This is a genomic window from Amycolatopsis sp. NPDC051758, assembly GCF_044453095.1.
In the GTDB taxonomy this organism is placed as follows: domain Bacteria; phylum Actinomycetota; class Actinomycetes; order Mycobacteriales; family Pseudonocardiaceae; genus Amycolatopsis.
In genome coordinates, this window is record NZ_JBITCJ010000001.1 from 1,593,187 (window position 1) to 1,614,233 (window position 21,047).

The window sequence follows — 21,047 nt, forward strand, 5'->3', positions numbered from 1 at the left end:
GGCGGAGGATTCTGCCTCGCGGGGCAGTCACCGACCAGGGTCAAAAGACGGACGTAAAGCGAATGTCACCTAACGGCTGCCTTCGAGCAGCACCTTCGCGACGAGCGCCGGGTCGTCGTTCATCGGCACGTGCCCGCAGCCGGGCAGCAGCCGGAACGCCCCGTCCGGCGCGACCTTCCGCAGGTCGGCGACGCGTGGCCGGGCGAGGATCCGGTCGTGCTGGGCCCAGGCGATGGTCACCGGGACGCCGGTGACCGGGCCGGTGAAGCGGAAGTCTCCGCGGGACTGGGCGGCGGTCGGCTCGAAGCCCGGCGCCGTCGCGAGCGCGTAGGCGTCCTCGACAACGGCCTCCGGGGTCTGCAACTCGGGCCGCCCGACGATCATCCCGGTCAGCGCCTTGCGCCCGGCCGCCGTCGCGGCTATGCGGCGCACGACGTGCGGGGGTGTGCGCTGGGCGAGCGCGCGGTGGGCCTTGAGCGTGGCGATCGCGTACATCTTCTGGGTGCGGTTCCACAGCCCGGCCGGCGACAACGCCGTGACGCTGCGGACGAGCCCGGCCTGGCCGAGCTCCAGCGACAGCAGCCCGCCGAGCGAGTTCCCGGCGACGTGCGGACGGTCGAGGCCGAGCTCGGTGAAGAGCTCCTTGAACATCACCAGCGCGGGCTCGACGCCGTAACCACCGGCGGGTTCGGGCGACTCGCCGAAGCCGGGCAGGTCGACGGCGATGACGTCACGATGCGGCGTGAGCAGCGGAATCACCGGCGCCCAGGCCTGACGACGGTGGCCGATGCCGTGGATCAGCACCAGCGGCTCACCCCGGCCCGCGCGGTCGTAGACAACGTCGTCCATTACCCGAGAGTAAGTCCGGATCGGCGGAAAAGCTACTACCGTCGGTAACAGTTACTCTGCGTCCGGGTGAACCCGCGCGCCGGTGTCGGCCGACCGCTGGACGGCGTCGAGGACCCGGTGCACGCGCAGTGCGTGCGCGAAGTCCGGCAGATCGCCCTTGAGGTGCCGCGCGTAGGCGTGCGCAACGTTGTACGACGGCTCGGCGCTGCGCCCCGCCAGCTGCGGCAGCTCGTACCGCGTGGGCACGGAGAGCCGCTCCAGCGAACCGGTGCGGCTGCCGCGCAACGTCAGCTTCGCGATCCAGAACAGCGGATCCGCGGCGTTGACGACCAGCGTGCCCTCGGTGCCGTTGATCTCCCAGAGGAAGTCGGTGGCGGGCGACGTCCCGCCGCGCAGGTGCAACGACGCGACCGCGCCGCCGGCCAGCTCACCGGTGACGGCGATCTGGTCCGGCGCGGTCATCGGCACGGACTCGCCGGAGACCTCGTCCCGCACCCGCGACCGGACGGTCGCCATCGTCGCGGACAGCTCGGTGAACCCGCCGAGCACCATGGCGAGCGCGTCGACGGTGTGCGCGAACGGGATGGTCAGCATCGTCGCCCCGCCCTCGGGGTGGAGCTGGTAGTCGCGGCCGGCGCGGACCGAAGGCCCCCAGTTGCCGCCCGAAGCGATCAGCGACGTCGAAAGCACACGGCCGACGTAGCCGTCCTTGATGAGGTCACGCAGGTAGCGCAACGCCGGCGCGGACCGCCCCTGCAGCCCGACCGCGGTCTGCCCGCTCTTCGCGGCTTCGGCCAGTGCCTGGCTTTCCGCGTAGCTCACGCCGAGCGGCCACTCGCTCAGCACCTGCTTGCCCGCGGCCAGCGCAGGCTCGATCAGCGACCGGTGCTCGGACACCTTCACCGCGACCACGACCAGGTCGACGTCCGGATGCCGGGCCAGCTCCCCGGCGTCACCGAAGGTCAGCGGCACGCCGTACTTCTCCCCGGCCACCCGCGCCGACTCGGCGCTGCTCCCGCTCAGCGCGCGGAGTTCGTAGCCGTCCACGGCGGCGAGGGCGGGCACGTGCGCGGTCGCGGCCCAGCCGCCGTTCGCGCTGAGCCCGACGATGCCGACCCGGACCGGTGCCATGAGCTTTCCTTTCGTTGCCCTGCACAAGACTTCGACGTGCCGAGCGTCGTGGTCATTCCCGGTTCAGCGCAAGCCGCATCCGGTTACGTCTGCCGCGCCCGGCTATGACTTCGGACTCGCCGGTGAGGACGAACCCGAGCCGCTCGTAAACCCGCCGCGCGCGGTCGTTCCCGTCGAAGACGTGCAGGCCGATGGCCTGGGCGCCGGCTTCTTCGGCCGCGTTCCGGACGGCGTCGAGGAGCTGGGCGGCCACCCCGCGGCCGCGCGCTTGTGGCGCAACCCACATCGAGAAGACCAGCCACTCAGCCTCGTCGGGCCAGCCGCAGACGAGCGCCACGGCGTTGTCACCGTCGAACGCGGCGAACCAGGCGCGGTCGCGGATCCAGGTCCGCCACTCCTCAGCCGGCCGCACCCGTTCGACGGCGACGAGCGAACCGAAGTTCTCCGGGGTGTCCGCCAGCGCGCGTAGCCGGGTCTCGCGCAGCACAGGGGCGTCGTCGGGGGTCAGCCGTCGCACGTGGATCACCGGACCAGGCTGGCACGCGCCCGCGTCCGGTAACACCGGATAACGCGGCGCCGATGAGGCGGACGTTCCGACATGTGGGGGAAAGAATGGGCATCGAGGTTGTCCTCGTGGTGCTGGCCGTCGTGGTGCTGCTCATCGGCGGCACCCTGTTCAGCGCTTCGCGCGCCGACCGCTCCGAGGACCGCGAGGACGACTAGCCGATCGGCCCGTCGGCGGATCGGCCAAGTGGCCGATGGCGGTCCTGACTGCCGGGCTCTTCGACCGAAGCGGCACCCGGGTCAAGATCCATAACGTCGTCGGCATGACGAACGCACAGGTCACCGCCCTGCAGTACGGACTCATCGGCTTCCTCGCGCTGTGGACCGTGGTGTTGGTGCCGCAGCTGCTCACGCAGCTCGCCCGGCACGGTGGCCTCCGGCTGCGCGGCATCGTCACCACCGCGGCCGTGCTGCTCTACGGCTGCATGACCCTCGCCGTCGTCTTCCTGCCGCTGCCCGGGCCCGGCACCCGCCGGCTGAGCCAGACCGTGCAGCTGCACCCCTTCCAGTGGATCACCGACATCCACACCGAGCTGCTGAAGCACGGCGAGCCGCTGTCGCAGTGGTTCATGACGCAGACGTTCCAGCAGGCCTGCCTGAACGTCCTGCTGTTCGTCCCGCTCGGGGTGTTCGCCCGGATCCTGTGGCGCCGCGGGCTCGTCGGCACCGCGCTGATCGGCTTCACCGCGTCGCTACTCATCGAGATCACGCAGGTCACCGCGAACTTCGGCACCGCGCCGTACGTCTACCGCATCTTCGACGTCGACGACCTCATGAACAACACGTTCGGCGCCGGCGTCGGCTGGGTGTTCGGGGCGCTGCTGCTGACCCTGGTGCGGGCCCGGCGTTCAACGGTCGACGTGCAGCCGGCTCGGAGCCAGCGGATCCACCTCGCCCAGACGCGCTAACCGCGCCTTCCGCTGCAGGGCCGCCCGCTTGGCGGCCCGCCTGTCCTCGAGGACGACCACGAGGGCCGCGACGGCCAGGACCAGTGCGACCAGCCCGAGGACGATCGGAAGCTGCACAAAATCCTCCTCGGAACGGCGCTGTGCGGGAGATCACACAGGGTACGCAGGTCAGTGCTGAATCCGCTACCCCCGGCGACCGGCGCGGGCGGCGAACCAAGTCCGGTCACGACTTCGCCTTGTCACCGCGCCTCGCGGCGAACCAGCTCCGATCCGCGGTCAGCCAGCCGTCGAAGACCAGATCCGCCGAGGCCAAGACCTCGTCGAGAGCCAACCGGCGACAAGTGAACTCCTGGTCCCACCGCTGCCCCCGCGCCGAATACCGGACGGTCGCGGACAGCAGGTCGCCCTCCCGGACGACGTCGGCGAGCTCGAGGGTCACCTCGCCGAGCTGCCCGCCCTGACCGGAGGCGGCGGTGTCGAACCACTCCGGCGGGTGCCACTCGACGACCAGCCGTCCGTCCGGCCCGAGGTGGCGGCGGGCGGTGGCGAGCATCGCGCGGCGGTCCTCGTCCCGCTCGGTGTTGATCAAGTGGCTGCCGAGCAGCACCACGTCGAACGTCCGGCCGAGGTCCAGGTCGTCGATGCGGGCGCAGACGGTTTCGGCCCGGACGTGGGCGAGCATCGCGGGCGAATCGTCGACCGCCACGACCTCGTGGCCCAGGCCGAGCAGCGGGTGCGTGACCCGGCCGCGGCCGCTGCCGAGCTCGAGGATCGACGCGCCGGGCGGGACCGCCGCGTGCACGATCTCCGCTTCGCCGTTCGGCGGGAGCAGCAGGTAGACCTCGACGTGACAGCCGTCCGCGGTGACCTGGCCCCGATCCATGCTCCGAGCGTGCCCGAAACTGGACCGGTGAGCACCCGACCCACGAAGGACCAGCTGGCCGCCGCGTACGGCAAGACCATTCCGGACGTTCTCGCGCCCGGCCTCGACGTGCTGTTCTGCGGCATCAACCCCGGCCTCTACTCCGGCACGCTCGGGCAGCACTTCGCACGCCCCGGCAACCGCTTCTGGCCCGCGCTCCACAACGGCGGGTTCACGCCGCGGCTCTTCCACCCCGATGAGCAGGAAGAACTCCTCAAGCTCAAGCTCGGCATCACGAACGTCGTCGCCCGGACGACGGCCCGCGCCGACGAGCTCACGGATGACGAACTGCGGGAAGGCGGGAAGCTCCTGCAGGCCAAGGTCGAGAAGTACCGGCCGCGGTGGCTCGCCGTAGTCGGAATCACGGCCTATCGCACCGCCTTCGGGTTCCCCAAGGCGCGCGTGGGCCGGCAGGAGCACCGGATCGGCGAGACCGGTGTGTGGGTGCTGCCGAACCCGAGCGGGCTCAACGCGCACTGGACGCCGGCCGGGCTCGCGGTGGAGTTCGCCGCACTGCGGGACGCCGTCGTGACCCGCTGACCAGTAATGATCCGCACCCAACCAGCGTCTGACCCGTTAGACGCAACGAGGCCGGGAGGAAGGGGAGGCGCGGCCGGTTCCGGCGTCCGGACCGACGGCACGGCACCCCGTCGGCGCGGGCCACCCTCAGTAGCACCCAGCGCCCCATCCGAGCATTCTCGTCCCCGTCGAGCCGTTGTCCCGACGGGGTTTTCTACCCAGAGTTTGCTGTGACCAGCGGGTTGGGCCATGAGGGGGAATTGGCGTCATGAGCTGCGCAATCGCGACTCGTACCAAGCAGGAGGAGTCACTTTTGGCCGGTCCCGGCAGGGGAGACCGGACGGTGCCGAACGCGAGAACCGAGGGGACGCGTCCGGCGTCCCAAGAGCGACGGCGCAGAGACGGAGGCCCACGATGCACGGCATCGAGCCCACCCGCAGGCCCGCCGGGCCGATCGGACCCGGCGGGCGAAGTCTCGGCGTGGCGGTCGTGGACCCGGTCCCGATCTACCGAGACGGCCTCGCCGCGCTCGTCCACCGCAGCCAGGGGCTGCACTGGGCCGGGCAGGCGGCCAGCCACCACGCCGCGTTGCAGCTGTGCGAGCAGGTCAAACCGGACGTCGTCGTGCTGGATTCGGCACTCGACCCGAACTGCCACCTGACGAAGCTGCTCAACGCCGGCGACCCGGCGCTGATCCTCGTCACGCTGATCCGTGACGCGAATCGCACCCAGCAGTACCTGGCGGCCGCGATCGCCGCCGGCGCGCACGCGATCGTGCCGCGGTCGATCGACTCACGACGGCTTGCCGAAGCGATCCGGCGGGCGCACAGCGAGCGCCGGTACATCGACCCGGCGCTGGCCGCGCTCACCGCCCGGCCGAAGCGGTCGACGGTGCCGAAGGGGGACCTCGCGCACGACAGCCCGCCGTCGCCGCGTGGCGGAATGCCGCTGTCCAGGCGCGAATACCAGGTGCTGCAGCTGGTCGCCGAAGGACTGGAGAACTCGGCGATCGCGAAGCTGCTGTTCCTGTCCGTCGAGACGGTCCGCACGCACGTGAAGAGCATTCTGCGGAAACTCTCCGCACGAGACCGCACACACGCGGTGACGATTGCCTTCCGGGGCGGGATACTGGTTGCGAGGGCCGAGGACGGCCACGTTCCGGTGACCGCCGACACAACCGCGCTTCCGGGCCACCGCTGAGCCGCTCAAGCAGCTCGAGGCCCACTTTTCGGCGAATTTCCGTTACTCGGAAGTGCGGATCTGCTTGCTCCAGTTACCCGCAGGTAATATCCTGAAGTTACCGGCGAGTAAGGCGAACATGTGCCCGGCCGGGGAGCCGAACACATTGGAGTGACGACATGGGCCACTACAAGAGCAACGTCCGAGACCTGGAGTTCAACCTCTTCGAGGTACTCGGCGTCCAGGAGCGCCTGGGCAAGGGTGTGCTCGCCGAGTCCGACGAGGAGACCGCCCGCGGTGTGCTGTCCGAGCTGAACAAGCTCGCGTCGGGCCCGCTGGCCGACTCCTACGCCGACGCCGACCGCAACCCGCCCGTGTACGACCCGAAGACCTTCAGCGTCAAGATCCCCGAGTCGTTCAAGAAGAGCTACCAGCAGCTGCTCGACGGCGAGTGGTGGCGCCTCGGCCTGACGAACGACCTCGGCGGCTTCGGCCTGCCCCCGACCGTGCAGTGGGCCGCGTCCGAGCTGATCCTCGGCGCCAACGCCCCGCTGTTCATGTACCTCGCGGGCCCCAACTTCGCGATGATCGTGAACAAGAACGGCACCGAAGAGCAGAAGCACTGGGCCCAGCTGATGATCGACCGCGCCTGGGGCGCGACGATGGTGCTGACCGAGCCGGACGCCGGCTCCGACGTCGGCGCGGGCCGCACCAAGGCCGTCAAGCAGGAGGACGGCTCCTGGCACATCGACGGCGTGAAGCGGTTCATCACCTCCGCCGAGCACGACATGAGCGAAAACATCATGCACCTCGTGCTGGCGCGCCCCGAGGGTCCTGGCATCGAGACCAAGGCGGGCACCAAGGGCCTGTCGCTGTTCCTGGTGCCGAAGTTCCACTTCGACACGAAGACCGGTGAGCTGGGCGAGCGCAACGGCGCCTACGTCACCAACGTCGAGCACAAGATGGGCATCAAGGCCTCCACGACGTGTGAGCTGACCTTCGGCCAGCACGGCACCCCGGCCAAGGGCTGGCTGCTCGGCGAGGTCCACGACGGCATCGCGCAGATGTTCCAGGTCATCGAGTACGCCCGGATGATGGTCGGGACGAAGGCCATCGCGACGCTGTCGACGGGTTACCTCAACGCGCTCGAGTACGCCAAGGAGCGCGTCCAGGGCGCCGACCTGCCGAACATGCTGAACAAGACCGCGCCGCGCGTCACCATCACGCACCACCCGGACGTCCGCCGCTCGCTGATGCTCCAGAAGGCGTACGCCGAGGGCCTCCGCGCGGTGTACCTGTACACGGCGTCGTTCCAGGACCAGCTGTGGACCGGCGAGGGTGACCAGAAGGTCGCGCACGGCGTCAACGACCTGCTGCTGCCGATCGTCAAGGGCGTCGGCTCCGAGCGCGCCACCGAGCAGCTCGTGCAGTCGCTGCAGACGCTGGGCGGTTCCGGCTTCCTGCAGGACTACCCGATCGAGCAGTACATCCGCGACGCCAAGATCGACTCGCTGTACGAGGGCACCACGGCGATCCAGTCGCTCGACTTCTTCTTCCGCAAGATCGTCCGCGACAAGGGCGCGTCCCTGGCCTTCGTCGCCGGTGAGATCACGAAGTTCATCGAGTCCGAGGCGGGCAACGGCCGGCTCAAGAACGAGCGCGGGCTGCTCAAGCAGGCGCTCGAGGACACGCAGGGCATGCTCGGCTCGCTGATCGGCTACCTGACCGCGTCGCAGGAGGACCCGCAGAACATCAACAAGGTCGGCCAGCACACGGTCCGGCTGCTGATGTCGGTCGGCGACCTGCTCATCGGCTGGCAGCTGCTCAAGCACGCCGAGGTCGCCATCGCGAAGCTCGACGCGGGCGCGTCCGCCAAGGACGTCCCGTTCTACGAGGGCAAGATCGCCGTGGCGTCGTTCTTCTCGAAGCAGGTGCTGCCGGAGCTGACCGCCCGCCGCGCGATCGTGGAGGCCGCCGACAACGCGCTCATGGAGCTCGACGAAGCCGCGTTCTGATAGTTACGAATAGGGCTCTCCTCGCGTGAGGAGGGCCCTTTTCGTGTTTCGGGGTCACGCGGTCCGGGCACTCCGCTCACCGAGTCCGACGGACCCGAGTGGCCGGGTCCGCGGATCCTTGAGAGGAGCAAGTGATGACTGTTGCCGGCATCGTCAGCGCACTCATCGTCGGGCTGATCATCGGTGTTCTCGGCCGGCTGGTCGCACCCGGCAAGCAGGGCATCCCGATCTGGCTGACCATTTTGATCGGCATCATCGCCGCCTTCATCGGTACGGCCATCGCGCGAGGTCTCGGGTACGCGGACACCAACGGCATCGACTGGCTGGAGATCCTCACCCAGGTCGTCCTCGCCGCGATCGGCGTCAGCGTGGCAGCGGGGCTCTACGGCCGCCGCGGCGTGACCAGGTAACACCTCGGACCCCGGCCCGGCCGGGTTCGCCGCCGAAGCGAACCCGGCCGGGCCTTTCCGTGTCACCCCATCGGGGGTCCGGGCAGGCGATCCGCCGGAATCGGTGTCACGGTGGCGCTTATTGGGCGATCCGAGGAGGCATCCGTGCTCGGCGGACTTTGGGGCATCATCTCGACGATCATCGTGGGCCTGATCCTGGGGGTGCTGGGCAGGCTGTTCGCACCCGGCGACCAGAAGATCCCGATCTGGCTGACGATCGTCGTCGGCATCGTGGCCGCGTTCATCGGCAACTGGCTGGCCGGCGTGTTCGGCGTCCGGGACACCAACGGCATCGACTGGATCCGGCACATCTTCCAGATCGTCGCCGCCGTTGTCGGGGTCATCGCGGCCTCGGCCATCTACGCGAAGATCAAGGGCGGCAGCCGGACCACCGCCTGACCGACGTGCGCGCCAGCACCACGGCGAACCCGGCGCCGACGAGCAGCAGCACGGCGGCCCAGGTCATCGTCGTGGTGATGGCGTGTGCGGAGGAAACCCCGGCCAGCGTCAGGAAGACACTGCCGAACGTGGCCACGCCCACCACCTGGCCCAGCTGCAACGTCGTGGTGAGCAGGCCGCTGACGTCCGCGGCGCTTTCCAACGGGACGTGCGTGAGCGCGTGCGCCATCAGGGAGCCGAACGCGCACCCCATCGACAGGCCGAAGAGCAGCAGGGCGGCCGAGAACAGCGCTCCGCCGTCACTGCCCAGCCCGAGCAACACGTACGCGACTGCCGAACCGACGTAACCGCACGGCGTCAGCCAGGCGTGCACACGTTGCGGCAGCCGGTTCCAGAAGAAGCCGCACACCCCGAAGACCACACCACCGGGTGCCATCGTCAGGCCCGCGGCCAGCGCCGTCTCGCCGAGGCCGGTCTGCAGGTGCAGGGACACGCAGAACAGGAACCCGCCGTAGGAAGCGATGCCCGTCGCCAGCGCGGCGAGCCCCGGCGCCACCCCACGGATCCGCAGGACCTCGAGGTTGACGAGCGGGTCGCGCACCCGGCGTTCCACCACGACGAAGAGCACGGCGAGCAGCACACCCGCGGCGATCGAGGCGAACGTCCAGGCGGGCCAGCCGGTTTCGTGCCCGAGCACCAGCGGCAGCACCACGAGCACCACCGCCGGCACGGCGATCGCGAGCCCGGCGAGGTCGAGGCGGCGACCGGCTTTTGCGGCCCCGCCCGGCACCAGCTTGGCCGCCAGCACGGCGACAACCACGCCGATCGGCACGTTCACCAGGAAGATCGGCCGCCAGCCCGCGCCGAACAGGTCGGCGCCGACGAGCACACCGCCGACCACCTGGCCCGCGACGAACGCGACGGAGATGACGGCGGTGTAGGCGCTGAGCGCCTTCGCGCGTGCCGGCCCGGTGAACTGCGCCTGGATCACGCTGATGACCTGCGGCATCATCAACGCCGCCCCGGCCCCCTGCGCGATCCGCGCGGCGATCAGCACGCCCGCGCCGGGCGCCAGGCCGCAGAGCAGCGAGAAGACCGTGAAGGCGATGGTGCCGGTGACGAACAGCCGTCGCCGTCCGTAGAGCTCGCCGAGCCGGGCACCGGTGATCAGCAGCATCGCGTAGCCCACGGTGTAACCGGACACGACGAGCTGCAGCGCGGCGCCGGAGGTGTGCAGGTCGGTGCGGATGTCGGTCATGGCGACGTTCACGACGGTGACGTCGAGCAGCGCCATGAACTGGCCGAGCAGCAGGACGGCCAGCATGAACCACGGCCGCCGGTCCGGCCGGGCGGCCCGGTCCGTGGCGGCCGGGACGGAGGTGGTCAGTGTCATGCCCCTGACCTTGCGGCTCTTGTTCGTCCGGCGGAGAGAGCCTGGTGGTGCTGGTACTCCCAGCACCTGGTTCGCCGCTGGTCCGCCCAAAACTGTCGTACCCCTCGGGCACGATGTCGGCATGACCCAGACGCAGGTCCACGCGAGCCGCCGGGAGGAACTCGGCCGGTTCCTCAAGGCGTGCCGGGCGCGGATCGGCCCGGAGGAGGTCGGGCTCGCGCCCGGCGTCCGCCGTCGAACGAGCGGGCTGCGGCGGGAGGAAGTGGCGCTGCTCGCCGGTGTCGGCGTCACCTGGTACACGTGGCTGGAGCAGGGCCGGCCGATCAACGCGAGCGCGCAGGTGCTCGACGCCGTGGCCCGCACGCTGCGGATGGACCACCCTGAGCGGGAGCACCTCTACCGGCTGGCGGAGCTGACACCGTCGCGGCTGCCTTCGGCGGTCGAAGTGGTGCCGGACGCGGTGCGCGAGGTGCTGCGCGCGCTGGATCCGTTGCCCGCTTCGGTGGTCAACGGCCGCTTCGACGTGCTGGCGTCGAACGCGGCGCAGGAGGAGCTGTTCTGGGACTGGCACAGCCTGCCGTGCCTGCACAGGAACCTGCTGTGGTGCTGCGTGACCGAGCCGGCCGCGCGCGGGTTCCTGCTGAACTACGACGACGAGGTGCCGCACATGGTCGCCCGGATGCGCGCCGAGTACGGCCGGCACCTCGGTGACCCGTCGTGGGAGGAGGACATCCGGCGGCTTTCGGCGCTGAGCCCGGAGTTCACCGAGCTGTGGGCGCGGCACGAGGTGGCGGAACCGCGGCCGCGGCTGCGCCGGTTGAACCACCCGCAGGCCGGACGGCTGGACTTCCGGCTGACCGAGCTGGCGGTGTCGGAGGTGCCGGGCCTGCGGGTCCAGGTGTCCACTCCGGACGACCCGCGCACCTGGGCGCGGCTGCCTTCGACACGGCGGTCGTCATGACGTCACTCGAGCTGGGCCGCCAGGGGCTGACCGATTTTCCGGAGTTGCCGCCCGGCCTCACCCGGCTGGATCTCTACTCGAACGAGATTTCGTCGGTGCCCGCCTCGTTGTGGGAGCACACCGGGCTGGAGGTGCTCAACCTGTCGGTGAACCGGCTGTCTTCCCTGCCGCCGGGCATCTCGGCGCTGACGTCGGTGCACACGCTCGACCTGGGGCACAACCGGTTCACTTCCCTGCCGGACGAGCTGGGTGAGCTGGCCGGGCTGACCGAGTACCTGTACGTCAGCGACAACCAGCTGACCGAATTTCCCTCGGCGTGGTGCCGGCTGGGGAAGCTGAAGTACCTGGGCTGCACGGACAACCGGATTCGTGAGCTGCCGCCGGACCTCTCGGGTTTTGCCGCGCTGCGCGAACTTCGGTTGTACCGCAACGAGCTGAGCGCGCTGCCGGCGTCGATCGGCACGCTGGGGGCGTTGCGGGAGCTGCACCTGCGGGGCAACCGGTTGACTGCGCTGCCGGATTCGATCGGCTTGCTGAGTGAGCTGCGTCAGCTCGACCTGCGGGAGAACGCGCTGGTGACGCTGCCCGCGTCGATCGTTCGTTTGTCCAAATTGGACAAGCTGGATCTGCGCTGGAACAAGCACTTCCGCGAGCCGGCGTGGCTGCGTGACTTCGAGGAGGCGGGGTGCATGGTCCTTCGCTGACAACTCAACACAGGATGGTCGGACGCGGACCGTAGGTCGCGGTATGCGACGTCCGCCGGACCTCGGCGCCGCTGGTGACGTCGTAGAGCACGCGCGTGTCGGTGACACTGAAGCCGGGGGTGCCGATCGACGGCTGGCACGGGCTGATGCCGCCGAACTGGACCGGAGGGGGATCCCCGGGGGTCTGGGCGCCGGCCTGGCCCTCGACGCGGTAGTGGCGCGTGCCCCAGATCCGGACCGTCACGGAGTCACCGGAAACCGTGGCCTGGACGGCGATCCCGGTCGGCGCGTCGTTGGTCAGCTTGAGCTCGACCGGGCTGCCGTTGGCGTTGACGGCCTTGGCGTCCCGGCCCACGGGGTAGCGGTCGAGGTAGTGGTCGTGCTCGAGGTGGCCGCCGTCGGTCAGGCCCGCGAGGTAGCCCGCGTTGTACAAAGTGGACGCCAGCTGCGAGACGCCGCCGCCGACCACGGTGGGGCCGGTGCCGTCCTCGTCGGCGGGCGCGGGCACGTAGCCGTTGTCGGCGGTGCGCGGGCCGGAGCGGCCGCCGAGGCTGAACGTCTCGCCGGGCTTGACGATCGTGCCGGACACGCGGTCGGCGAGCGTCCGGTTGTTCGTCGCGGCCGGGCCGGTGAGGCCACCGGTGGTGAACTCGCCGATGACCGCGGTGATGCCGAGCGCCCCGGCGGCTTCGGTGGTCACGCCCGGCTTCGAGGCGTTGTAGACGACCGGGAGGTCCCGCGCGTCGGCCTTCTTGAGGACGTCGATCAGCGGCAGGAAGGTCTTCTCCCAGTTCACCTTCCGGGCGTCTTCGGACGGCTCGACCGCCGGCTGGTCGCCGGTGAAGACGATCTGGGCGTCCTTGCCGTCGGTCTCGGTGCTCGCGAGCCCGTCCTTGAGCGCGGCCTGGAGTTTGCCCTGGTCGATGCGGACCTCGACGGCCCCGCCCTCGACCGGCGCGAACTGGAAGGAGGACGCGATCGCGTCCGGCTTGAGCGAGACGTCCTTGCCCTGCCCGTGCACCACGACGGGCTTCGCCACCGCGGGCACGACGATCTGCCGGAAGGCGGCTTGCACCCCGGCGGCGGTCGCCCTCACCGGCGTGATCGCCATGGTCAAAGTGACCCCGCCCCGGTCGAGCCAGTGGTCGGTGACGCTGCGCACGGCGCCGTCGAGATCGGTCAGCTGCTGGCCCTGCCGCGGCAGGATCGGGTAGGGCGTGACACCACCGTCGCTGCCCTGGAGGGGCATGAACCCGACCGCGCCTTCGGTGGCCGGGTGGTCGAGCCGGCCCGCGGCGAGCTCGCGCACGGCCTGGCTGATCTGGTTCGCATCGGTGCGCGTGGCGACCCCGACCTCGCGGCTGCTGAAGAAGGACATGATCCGCGTGATCGGGCTGAGCGGCTGGTGCCCGGCGAGCCCGAGGGTGTTCGGCCAGTCGAGCCCGAGCCCGGAGCGCGAGGGGACGAGCTCGGCTTGGACATCCCCGCCGTGGATGACAACGGGCCGGGTCAGCCGCGGCTCAAGCTCCTTGCGCAGCTTCGCTTCCGCCTCGGCGTGCGTCAGCCCGCCGACGTCGACGCCCGCGACGGTGACCCCGCGCGGAACGTCCCCGGCGCTGGTGAGGAGGTCGATCGTGTAGAGGATCACGAAGAGGCCGAGCGCGAGCCCGATGGCCATCATCGTCCGGGCGACACCCTTGCGCAGCTTCCGCGCGGGAGTCTCGGGCACGGGCGGCGGCGCGGGGGTTTCGAGGAGTTCGCCGAGGAGGTCATCGGCGAAGAGATCGGTGGTCACGGCGGCCGCGTCGACGGCGGTTTCCTCGGTCGCCGCGGGTTCCTCGGGCGCAGGCTCGCGGACTTCGGTCGCGGCGGGCGGCTCGGCGATCACCGCCTCAGCAGGTGGCTCGGGCTCGTCCGCCGATTCGGGCTCGGCAGTGGCTTCTCCCGCGGGCACCAGCCGGGCGTCCGCGATCTCCGCCGCACCGGAGTCTTCGGTGACGGACTCCTCCGGCGGCTCAGCCACCTCGGACTCGGCGGCTGACTCCGCAATCGCAGGCGAAGCGAGCGGCAGCTCGGAGTCGAGTTCGTGCACCACCTCGGCGCGCTCGCGCACGTCGTCGTCTGACACGCCCCCGCCCTCCGCGGGACCCGACCTAGAGGTAGAGCCCCGTTCCGTGCTCGGTCCGCTCGGTCGCCACCGCGTGGATGTCGCGTTCGCGCATCACCAGGTGCCCCTCGCCCTGGATCTCGACCTCGAGCTGGTCTTCCGGGTTGAAGAGCACCCGGTCGCCGATCTTGACGTTCCGCACGCTGTTCCCGATGCCCAGTACATCACCCCACGAAAGCCGGCGCGCGACCTGCGCGGTCGCCGGGATCACGATGCCGCCGCTGCTGCGCCGCTCGCCCTCTTCCGGCGACAGGCGCACCAGCACGCGGTCGTGCAGCATCTGGATCTCGAGTTTCGGCCCGGCAGACACGGGCTGCATGTTACCCGCCGGAGCGCGGCTCACCCGCCATGACCAGGCTCAGCTCTCCGGCACCGCCGGCCTCGAGCCGCACCGGGACGCCCCAGTCCTGCCGGGTGATGCGGCACGCTGGGTGCTCACCGCCGTCGTCGCAGCTCGCGGCCTGGGCGACAACCTGCAGCACACCCTCGGTGACACCGTCGGCGAACCGGATCTTGCGCGTCAGGTCCGTGCCGGCGCCGACCCCGTCGGCCAGCAGCGACGGCGGCGACGCGCTGATCTCCAGCCGCGTCGAGGGGCCGAAGCGGTTGTCCAGCTTCTCGCCGGGCGGCGCGGTGAACACCACCGAAAAGTCGATCTCGCCGGGTGCGAGCACCGTCGGCGGGCGGCGCACGGCGTGCGCGTCGCCGCTGACGACCGTCGGCTCGGCCGCGGGCAGCGGGCCGACCCGGTTGCCCGCCGACTCGACGACCAGCAGCCGGCCGTCGTGCAGCAGCAGGCCCTGGGGCTCCAACAGCCCAGTCGCGATCGTGGTCACTTCGCGCGTGAAGACGTCGAAGCGGCGTACGGCGCCGTTGTAGGTGTCTGCGATCGCGATCTTGTCGCCGGGCAGCACGGCGAGGCCGAGCGGGTGCTGCAGCAGCGCCTGGTCGGCCGGGCCGTCGGTGTGGCCGAACGAGAAGAGGTCGATGCCGATCGCGGTGTGCACGGTGAACGTGTAGCCGTCGGGCTCGATCCAGCGCAGCGCTGACGTCTCCGCGTCGGCGAGCCACAGCTTGTCGCCGTCCACCGCGAGGCCCGACGTCTGCGCGAAGAACGCTTCGCTGACGTCGCCGTCTCGGAGGCCTTCGACCGTCGTCCCGGCGAAGCGGCGGATGGTGCCGCCCACCGGGTCGAACACGCTCAGTGTGTGGTTGCCCGCCATCGCGACGACGATCCCGCCGGCCGGCCCGTACCAGGCGACGTCCCACGGGCTCGACAGGTCGACCTCGACCCCCTTGCCCGCGTCGGGCCCGGTGCGCCACTGCGCGCCGGTGCCGGCGACGGTGGTCACCTCGCCGGTGATCAGGTCGAGGCCGCGCAGCTTGTGGCCGGCGGTGTCGGCGACGACGGCGTGGTACCCGGCCCGCTCGGCGACGTCGTAGGGCAGCAGCGCGATGCCGGACGGCTCGGTGAAGGTCGCGACGTCGAACGGGCCGTCCTGGTCACCGCGCGCCCCGCTGCCGAAGCGGCGGATGACGGTCTCGCCGTCCGAAGCGAACTCGACGATCGCGTGGTGCCCGGTGTCCGCGACGAGGACACGTCCCTCGGCGGTGGCGACGGCCTTGCTCGGGAAGCGCAGCTCGGTGCCCTGCTCCTCGACCGGCACGTACAGGCTGCCGCCGCGGCGAAGCGTCCCCTTCGCTTCGTGCTTCTCGACGAGGTCCGCGATGACGCGGCGAAGCGCCTCTTCGTGCCCTTCGCCCGCGGCGACGTGCACGACGTACCCCTCGGGGTCGACCACGGCCAGCGTCGGCCACGCGCGGACCGCGTACTGCGACCACAGCTCCATCTTCGGGTCGTTGACCACGGGATGGTGCACCTCGTAGCGCCGGACCGCGGCCTCGATCGACGCGCGCTCGCCCTCGTGCAGGAACTTCGGCGAGTGGACGCCGATGGTGACCAGCACGTCCGCGAACTCGGCTTCGAGGGGGCGCAGCTCGTCGAGCACGTGCAGGCAGTTGATGCAGCCGCTGGTCCAGAAGTCCAGCAGCACGATCCGCCCGCGCAGCTCGGCGAGGGTGAGCGGGCGGCCGCCGGTGTTCAGCCAGGTGTCGCCGCGCAACTCGGGGGCGCGCACGCGGCTCTGCGGTCGTGGTGAAGTCACGGCAAGAGTGAACTACACGCGTTCACGCTCTGTTCCGGCGTCCGGCTGATGAGAGAACAAACTCACCTCCGCAAGGCCGCGCGTGAAGACGGCGGAAAAGAACGCGCGACGGGGTGAGCCGCCGCTTAGGCTCGGGTCATGACCCCAGTCCAGCCGGCCGGCGCCCTCACCCCTGAGGAGGCACGGCACCTGCAGGAGAACCTCCGGGAACCGGTGCGTCCCGGGCTGAGCGAAGCCGAGCTCGACGACGTCGAGCGCCGGTTCGGCTTCCACTTCGCCGCGGACCACCGCACGTTCCTGTCCGCCGGCGTGCCGATCGGCGACCGCTGGCCGGACTGGCGCTGTGGCAACCCCGAGCAGCTGCGCAAACGTTTGGCCTGGCCGGTCGACGGCGTGCTGTACGACGTCGAGCACAACGGCTTCTGGCTGCCCGACTGGGGCACCCGCCCGGTCGGCCCGGAGGACGCGGTCCGCGAAGCCCGCCGGCGGCTGGCCGACGTGCCACAGCTCGTGCCGGTCTGCGGGCACCGGTACCTGCCCGGCCTGCGCGGGTCGATGGGCGCCCCGGTGCTCTCGGTGTACCAGACCGACATCATCGTTTACGGCTGTGACCTGCGGGATTACCTGCACCGCGAGTTCGCGACGGGCGGCATCAGCACGGCCCCGCCGGACGGCCCGAGGTACATCCCGTTCTGGTCCCGCTTCCTCGACTAACCGTTTCTGATGAAGTATCGGCTCAGCGCTAGACAGCCCGATAAACCGCCAGAGATCAGTTCTCCCGGCGCAGCATCCGGCTCACACCCGCGGCCACCGTCGTCGCCAGGATCCAGCCGGACGCCGTGAAGCCCGCCGCCATCCAGTTGTCCGGGCCGTGCATGTACCAGCGGCTCTTGTTGCCGAAGTCGACGATCGGGACCAGCAGGTCCGCCGTGTAGATCACCGGGTTCCACTGCAGGCCCGTGTCCTGCTGGTTCACCACGCAACGGGGGCCGTTCGCGATGATCTGGTGGGTCTGGTCGGCGGACTGCCAGTGCACGCAGTCGTCGGAGCCGAGGCCGAACCACAGGCTGCCCAGCACGAGCAGCGTGAACAGCCAGCCGAGCGCACGCACCGGGCGGTAGCCGTAACCGACCATCGAGCGCTGCAGCCAGCTCCACAGCCGGACGCCCGGGCCGAAGAACTTGAACCCCTGGGCCAGTGCCTCGTAGCGGAACTGCTGTTTGCGCAGCGCCACCGTCGAGGCGTGCTCCTCGTTCCCGGCCGCGCGGAGCATGTGCGCGAGCTGGTCGTACGGGCCGGGCCGGTAGCCGCGCATCGCCTTGCGCAGCAGCTCGATGCGGTGGTCAAGCGCCTTGTCGTCGGCGAGCGGGATGCCCTTGCCGAGCGCGTCGTAGCGGAAGTCCTCCAGCTCGATGCCCTCCGACGCGGCCCAGAACGCCTCGTTGTCGTTCAGCGTGCCGCAGTGTGCGCGCCGCAGGACCACCCGACCGGCGGGCGGGACGCTCGGGGTCAGCGTGAACTCGTCCGCGGCGACGTCGCCGGCGTCGAGCGCCACCGCGAACGGCGGCAGCGAGCCGAGCTGTGAACCCCGCAGGTCCACGCGCCGGGCGACCTGGGCGCCGTCGAGGTTGACCCCGCCCTCGGCGACGAACGGGCGGCCGTTGTTGTCCCGCAGCGTCAGGTCGCGGCCGATCCGGCCGGTCCGGACGTCGAGGGAGAAACTGCTGGTGGACCGGCGGCCGGGGTCCGTCAGCCGGGTGCCGGCCAGGTTGATGCTGCCGCCGACCTCGACACCCTGCAGCCGCAGCGTGCCGTGGATGGTGGCGTCGGTAAGCTGAAAGTTCCCGGCGATCTTCGACCGGCGCGCCGAAAACACATCGCGGCCCGGGTGGCGGAACATCGAGTTCCAGGCCAGGAAGTTGCCGCCGACGGTGACGTCGGCCAGCCGCAGCTGCCCGGCGGGCACCCGCAGGCTCGTCGCCTCGATGTCACCGCCGATCTCGGTGCCGTCCAGGTGCAGCGCACGGTCGTAGTACGGCTGCGACTTGCCACGCACGACGGTGATCTCGGCGCCGGCCAGCCGCAGCGAACCGCCGATCCGGGCGTTGACCATGCGCAGCGTGCCGAGCGCCTGCAGGCCGTCCGACAGCTCGAGGTTGCCGTCGACCCGCAACCGGTCGACGACCAGCGCGGGCCGCGGGTCCAGGTACGGGTCGTTGGACTTCCACGCGTCGACGGCGATCGGCCCGTGCTGGGACACCGTCAGCTTCGCCTCGCGCAGCACGATGTCGCTGTCCACCGTGGCGCTCGGCAGGTACATGATCCCGGTGGCGGAGAAGCGCTTGCGCTGGCTGGCCGGCCCGTAGTTGTCGACCTCGCAGAGCAGGCTGCCGCCGATGTGCAGGCCGTTGCCGTTGAGCGCGAAGCCGTCCGGGTTGTTCAGCGTGGCGCCGGAGAAGTTGACGTTACCGCCGGTCCGCAGGCCGGGCAGCCGGACCTCGCCGTTCGCGACCATCCGGTAGGCCAGCAACGCGCCGTTCAGCACCAGCCGGTCGGCGTGGATCGCCTTGCCGTGCGGGTGCGAGATCACGGTGCGGGTGAGCACCAGCGAGCCCTCGATCACCGCGTCGGTGAGGTTGACCGCGGCGTTCGGCATCCCGCGCTCGCGGTCGTCGCCGCGCTGGACGGTGGTCTCTTCGATCTCGTGGTCGGCGCCGTCGACCTGCACCACGCTGCGGATCAGCCGGACGTCGTTGCGGCTGCGCATGTTGCGGGCCTTGAGCCCGGGCAGCCAGCATTTGCGGAAGACCAGGCCGAGCAGGTTCGCCTCGCGCACGTCCGGCGGGTGCTCGAACCGGCAGCGCTCGAACCGGAACAGGTACTTGAGGTCCGCGGCCCGCAGGTCCAGCGTCCCGGTGATGTAGGCGTCCTCGACGTAGACGATCGGCGCGTTCGTCGCCTGCCGCCGCCAGCGCAGCAGGCCGCCGTTGCCGGGTTTCAGCAGGTCGGCGGCCTTGACCTCGTACCGGCGGTCGGGGATGCCGGCAAACGGGTCGAGGGGTGGCAGCGCGCTTTCGGTCGTCATTGCGCCGCCTCCCCCTCCTCACCCACTTTCAAAGTAGCGAACACGAACGGAATTCGCAGGCGTTTCCTAGCCCTCGAGGCCCGCGCTGTTCGTCGGGTCGAGCACGCGGGCGAGGAACGACTTCGTGCGGTCGTGCTGCGGGTCGCCGATCACCTGGCTCGGCGGGCCCTGCTCGACGACCACACCGCCGTCCATGAACAGCACGCTGTCGGCCACCTCGCGGGCGAACTGCATCTCGTGCGTGACGACCAGCATCGTCATGCCCTCTTCGGCCAGCTGGCGCATCACGGCGAGGACGTCGCCGACGAGCTCCGGGTCCAGCGCGGACGTCGGCTCGTCGAACAGCATCACGTCCGGGTTCATCGACAGCGCCCGCGCGATCGCGACGCGCTGCTGCTGACCGCCGGAAAGCTGCCCGGGCAGCGACGTCTCCTTCTCGCTCAGGCCGACCTTCTCGAGGTTCTCCCGGGCGATCCGGACGGACTCCTCCTTGCCGCGCTTGAGGACCTTCCGCTGCGCGACGGTGAGGTTCTCCAGCACGGTCAGGTGCGCGAAGAGGTTGAACGACTGGAAGACCATGCCGATCTTGCGCCGGGCGCCGTCGATGTCGACGTCCTCGTTCGTGATCTCGTTGCCGTTGACCTCGATCTTGCCCTGCTGCGGCTCCTCGAGGAGGTTCACGCAGCGCAGCAGCGTCGACTTGCCCGAGCCGGACGGCCCGATGATGCAGACGACCTGGCCGCGCTCGACCTGGAGATCGATGCCCTTCAGCACCTCCAGCGGGCCGAACGCCTTGTGCAGACCGGAAATTTGGACGATGACGTCGGTCATGTGGCACCTCCGCCGGACACCCCGGCGCCGTATTTCTTCTCCAGCCGCTGCTGCAGGATCGACAGCGGGATGGTGATGACGAGATAACAGAGCCCGGCGACGACGATCGGGGTGAGCCCCTTCGCCTCCAGCAGCGCCTGCCGGCTGAACTGCGCGAGCTCCTGCTGGGCCGGTGTCGTGCCGAGCAGGAACGCCAGCGACGAGTCCTTCGTCAGCATGATCAGCTCGTTGGCCAGCGGCGGCAGCACGATCCGGAACGCCTGGGGGATGACGATCGTGATCATCGCCCGGGTCGGCGACATCCCGAGGGAGCGCGCGGCCTCGACCTGCCCGCGCGGCACCGCCTGGATGCCGGCGCGGATCGTCTCGGCCATGTAGGCCGAGGACACGATGCCCAGCGCGATCATGATGGAGACGTTGCGCGGCAGGTGCGTGTCCGGGAAGGCGATGGGGACGCCGACGCCGACCGCGAGGAAGATCAGCAGCGCGGGCAGCCCGCGGAAGAATTCGATGTAGGCGCGCGCGAACCACCGGTACGGCCCCACCGAGGACAGCCGCATCAGCGCGAACACGAGGCCCAGCCCGAGGCCCAGCGCGAACCCGAGCGCGGTGAAGATGATGGTGTTCTTGAGCGCGACGGTGATCACGTCGGGGAACTGCTGCGCGGCGACGTCGAGGTCGAAGAACGCCCGCCCGATCTGGCCCCAGTTGGCCAGGAAGGCGAACACGACGATGATCACGAGCAGCAGGACGTACTGTGCACTCCGGAACGCCGATCGTCGCTGGCGTCGGCTCAGTGCCATTTC

General features: G+C 70.3%; 20 protein-coding genes. 9 read left to right on the forward strand and 11 right to left on the reverse strand.

The genetic code is table 11. From position 1 onward, the window contains the following. Positions 1 to 69: 69 nt before the first annotated feature. Genes ACIA5G_RS08305 through ACIA5G_RS08315 form a run of 3 tightly spaced genes read right to left on the reverse strand, consistent with a single transcriptional unit; the run spans position 70 to position 2,506 of the window. A complete protein-coding gene (locus ACIA5G_RS08305; RefSeq protein WP_395921538.1) occupies positions 70 to 849 on the reverse strand; it encodes an alpha/beta fold hydrolase in 780 nt (259 codons plus the stop codon). Positions 850 to 900: 51 nt separating this feature from the next. Then, on the reverse strand, positions 901 to 1,980 hold the full coding sequence (locus ACIA5G_RS08310; protein ID WP_395921540.1) for a Gfo/Idh/MocA family protein: 1,080 nt from the start codon (positions 1,978 to 1,980) through the stop codon (positions 901 to 903). A gap of 52 nt (positions 1,981 to 2,032) precedes the next feature. Continuing rightward, positions 2,033 to 2,506: a GNAT family N-acetyltransferase gene (locus tag ACIA5G_RS08315; protein WP_395921541.1), complete on the reverse strand. Its 474-nt coding sequence runs from the start codon at positions 2,504 to 2,506 to the stop codon at positions 2,033 to 2,035. 301 nt (positions 2,507 to 2,807) lie between these two features. Here ACIA5G_RS08315 and ACIA5G_RS08320 point away from each other — a divergent pair, with 301 nt between their 5' ends. Then, positions 2,808 to 3,452 (forward strand): VanZ family protein, encoded by a 645-nt coding sequence (locus ACIA5G_RS08320; protein ID WP_395921543.1) that lies wholly within the window; start codon positions 2,808 to 2,810, stop codon positions 3,450 to 3,452. Between the two features lie 223 nt (positions 3,453 to 3,675). On the opposite strand, the gene ACIA5G_RS08325 is transcribed toward ACIA5G_RS08320, so the two are convergent. Beyond that, entirely contained in the window at positions 3,676 to 4,335 is a 660-nt protein-coding gene (locus ACIA5G_RS08325) for a class I SAM-dependent methyltransferase (RefSeq protein ID WP_395921545.1), read from the reverse strand. A 27-nt stretch (positions 4,336 to 4,362) separates the two neighbouring features. Between ACIA5G_RS08325 and mug the strand changes: the two genes are divergently transcribed. The 5 genes from mug (at position 4,363) to ACIA5G_RS08350 (ending at position 8,935) form a co-directional block, all read left to right on the forward strand. Continuing rightward, on the forward strand, positions 4,363 to 4,914 hold the full coding sequence (gene mug, locus ACIA5G_RS08330; RefSeq protein WP_395921546.1) for a G/U mismatch-specific DNA glycosylase: 552 nt from the start codon (positions 4,363 to 4,365) through the stop codon (positions 4,912 to 4,914). A 393-nt stretch (positions 4,915 to 5,307) separates the two neighbouring features. After that, on the forward strand, positions 5,308 to 6,093 hold the full coding sequence (locus ACIA5G_RS08335) for a response regulator transcription factor (protein WP_395921548.1): 786 nt from the start codon (positions 5,308 to 5,310) through the stop codon (positions 6,091 to 6,093). A 158-nt stretch (positions 6,094 to 6,251) separates the two neighbouring features. Next, on the forward strand, positions 6,252 to 8,087 hold the full coding sequence (locus ACIA5G_RS08340; RefSeq protein WP_395921550.1) for an acyl-CoA dehydrogenase: 1,836 nt from the start codon (positions 6,252 to 6,254) through the stop codon (positions 8,085 to 8,087). A gap of 134 nt (positions 8,088 to 8,221) precedes the next feature. Next, entirely contained in the window at positions 8,222 to 8,497 is a 276-nt protein-coding gene (locus tag ACIA5G_RS08345; protein ID WP_395921553.1) for a GlsB/YeaQ/YmgE family stress response membrane protein, read from the forward strand. A gap of 144 nt (positions 8,498 to 8,641) precedes the next feature. Then, positions 8,642 to 8,935, forward strand: coding sequence for a GlsB/YeaQ/YmgE family stress response membrane protein (locus ACIA5G_RS08350; protein ID WP_395921555.1), 294 nt, complete (start codon positions 8,642 to 8,644; stop codon positions 8,933 to 8,935). Here the strand turns inward: ACIA5G_RS08350 and ACIA5G_RS08355 are convergent. Continuing rightward, on the reverse strand, positions 8,907 to 10,328 hold the full coding sequence (locus ACIA5G_RS08355) for an MFS transporter (protein ID WP_395921557.1): 1,422 nt from the start codon (positions 10,326 to 10,328) through the stop codon (positions 8,907 to 8,909). The genes ACIA5G_RS08350 and ACIA5G_RS08355 overlap by 29 nt on opposite strands. A 121-nt stretch (positions 10,329 to 10,449) precedes the next feature. Here ACIA5G_RS08355 and ACIA5G_RS08360 point away from each other — a divergent pair, with 121 nt between their 5' ends. Together ACIA5G_RS08360 and ACIA5G_RS08365 are read left to right on the forward strand one after the other, a co-directional pair. Next, positions 10,450 to 11,289 carry a helix-turn-helix transcriptional regulator gene (locus tag ACIA5G_RS08360; protein WP_395921559.1) on the forward strand — a complete coding sequence of 280 codons (840 nt, stop codon included), beginning with the start codon at positions 10,450 to 10,452 and terminating at the stop codon, positions 11,287 to 11,289. Then, positions 11,286 to 11,993, forward strand: coding sequence for a leucine-rich repeat domain-containing protein (locus ACIA5G_RS08365; RefSeq protein WP_395921561.1), 708 nt, complete (start codon positions 11,286 to 11,288; stop codon positions 11,991 to 11,993). Before ACIA5G_RS08360 ends, ACIA5G_RS08365 begins: the two co-directional genes overlap by 4 nt. A 4-nt stretch (positions 11,994 to 11,997) precedes the next feature. Here the strand turns inward: ACIA5G_RS08365 and ACIA5G_RS08370 are convergent, their stop codons facing one another. Genes ACIA5G_RS08370 through ACIA5G_RS08380 form a run of 3 tightly spaced genes read right to left on the reverse strand, consistent with a single transcriptional unit; the run spans position 11,998 to position 16,298 of the window. Then, positions 11,998 to 14,121, reverse strand: a complete 2,124-nt coding sequence (locus tag ACIA5G_RS08370; RefSeq protein WP_395921563.1) for a VanW family protein — start codon at positions 14,119 to 14,121, stop codon at positions 11,998 to 12,000. Between the two features lie 25 nt (positions 14,122 to 14,146). Beyond that, positions 14,147 to 14,479, reverse strand: a complete 333-nt coding sequence (locus ACIA5G_RS08375) for a GroES family chaperonin (protein ID WP_395921565.1) — start codon at positions 14,477 to 14,479, stop codon at positions 14,147 to 14,149. Between the two features lies 1 nt (position 14,480). Beyond that, positions 14,481 to 16,298, reverse strand: coding sequence for an NHL domain-containing thioredoxin family protein (locus tag ACIA5G_RS08380; RefSeq protein WP_395921960.1), 1,818 nt, complete (start codon positions 16,296 to 16,298; stop codon positions 14,481 to 14,483). A gap of 165 nt (positions 16,299 to 16,463) precedes the next feature. Here ACIA5G_RS08380 and ACIA5G_RS08385 point away from each other — a divergent pair, with 165 nt between their 5' ends. Then, positions 16,464 to 17,039 (forward strand): hypothetical protein, encoded by a 576-nt coding sequence (locus ACIA5G_RS08385; protein WP_395921566.1) that lies wholly within the window; start codon positions 16,464 to 16,466, stop codon positions 17,037 to 17,039. Positions 17,040 to 17,094: 55 nt separating this feature from the next. On the opposite strand, the gene ACIA5G_RS08390 is transcribed toward ACIA5G_RS08385, so the two are convergent. The 3 genes from ACIA5G_RS08390 to ACIA5G_RS08400 form a co-directional block, all read right to left on the reverse strand. Next, on the reverse strand, positions 17,095 to 19,410 hold the full coding sequence (locus ACIA5G_RS08390) for an oxidoreductase (protein ID WP_395921568.1): 2,316 nt from the start codon (positions 19,408 to 19,410) through the stop codon (positions 17,095 to 17,097). A 66-nt stretch (positions 19,411 to 19,476) separates the two neighbouring features. Next, positions 19,477 to 20,241 carry an amino acid ABC transporter ATP-binding protein gene (locus tag ACIA5G_RS08395; protein WP_395921570.1) on the reverse strand — a complete coding sequence of 255 codons (765 nt, stop codon included), beginning with the start codon at positions 20,239 to 20,241 and terminating at the stop codon, positions 19,477 to 19,479. Next, the gene (locus tag ACIA5G_RS08400; protein WP_395921571.1) at positions 20,238 to 21,044 is read right to left on the reverse strand and encodes an amino acid ABC transporter permease; all 807 of its coding nucleotides are present in this window, start codon (positions 21,042 to 21,044) and stop codon (positions 20,238 to 20,240) included. The genes ACIA5G_RS08395 and ACIA5G_RS08400 overlap by 4 nt, the downstream gene beginning before the upstream one ends. Between the last annotated feature and the right edge of the window lie 3 nt (positions 21,045 to 21,047).

What these genes read in the sequence shown, in the direction of transcription:
- ACIA5G_RS08305 (WP_395921538.1), bottom strand. Translation starts at nt 849, where the DNA reads ATGGACGACGTTGTCTACGACCGCGCGGGCCGGGGTGAGCCGCTGGTG.
- ACIA5G_RS08310 (WP_395921540.1), bottom strand. Translation starts at nt 1,980, where the DNA reads ATGGCACCGGTCCGGGTCGGCATCGTCGGGCTCAGCGCGAACGGCGGC.
- ACIA5G_RS08320 (WP_395921543.1), top strand. Translation starts at nt 2,808, where the DNA reads ATGACGAACGCACAGGTCACCGCCCTGCAGTACGGACTCATCGGCTTC.
- ACIA5G_RS08325 (WP_395921545.1), bottom strand. Translation starts at nt 4,335, where the DNA reads ATGGATCGGGGCCAGGTCACCGCGGACGGCTGTCACGTCGAGGTCTAC.
- ACIA5G_RS08335 (WP_395921548.1), top strand. Translation starts at nt 5,308, where the DNA reads ATGCACGGCATCGAGCCCACCCGCAGGCCCGCCGGGCCGATCGGACCC.
- ACIA5G_RS08340 (WP_395921550.1), top strand. Translation starts at nt 6,252, where the DNA reads ATGGGCCACTACAAGAGCAACGTCCGAGACCTGGAGTTCAACCTCTTC.
- ACIA5G_RS08345 (WP_395921553.1), top strand. Translation starts at nt 8,222, where the DNA reads ATGACTGTTGCCGGCATCGTCAGCGCACTCATCGTCGGGCTGATCATC.
- ACIA5G_RS08355 (WP_395921557.1), bottom strand. Translation starts at nt 10,328, where the DNA reads ATGACACTGACCACCTCCGTCCCGGCCGCCACGGACCGGGCCGCCCGG.
- ACIA5G_RS08360 (WP_395921559.1), top strand. Translation starts at nt 10,450, where the DNA reads ATGACCCAGACGCAGGTCCACGCGAGCCGCCGGGAGGAACTCGGCCGG.
- ACIA5G_RS08365 (WP_395921561.1), top strand. Translation starts at nt 11,286, where the DNA reads ATGACGTCACTCGAGCTGGGCCGCCAGGGGCTGACCGATTTTCCGGAG.
- ACIA5G_RS08375 (WP_395921565.1), bottom strand. Translation starts at nt 14,479, where the DNA reads ATGCAGCCCGTGTCTGCCGGGCCGAAACTCGAGATCCAGATGCTGCAC.
- ACIA5G_RS08385 (WP_395921566.1), top strand. Translation starts at nt 16,464, where the DNA reads ATGACCCCAGTCCAGCCGGCCGGCGCCCTCACCCCTGAGGAGGCACGG.
- ACIA5G_RS08390 (WP_395921568.1), bottom strand. Translation starts at nt 19,410, where the DNA reads ATGACGACCGAAAGCGCGCTGCCACCCCTCGACCCGTTTGCCGGCATC.
- ACIA5G_RS08395 (WP_395921570.1), bottom strand. Translation starts at nt 20,241, where the DNA reads ATGACCGACGTCATCGTCCAAATTTCCGGTCTGCACAAGGCGTTCGGC.
- ACIA5G_RS08400 (WP_395921571.1), bottom strand. Translation starts at nt 21,044, where the DNA reads ATGGCACTGAGCCGACGCCAGCGACGATCGGCGTTCCGGAGTGCACAG.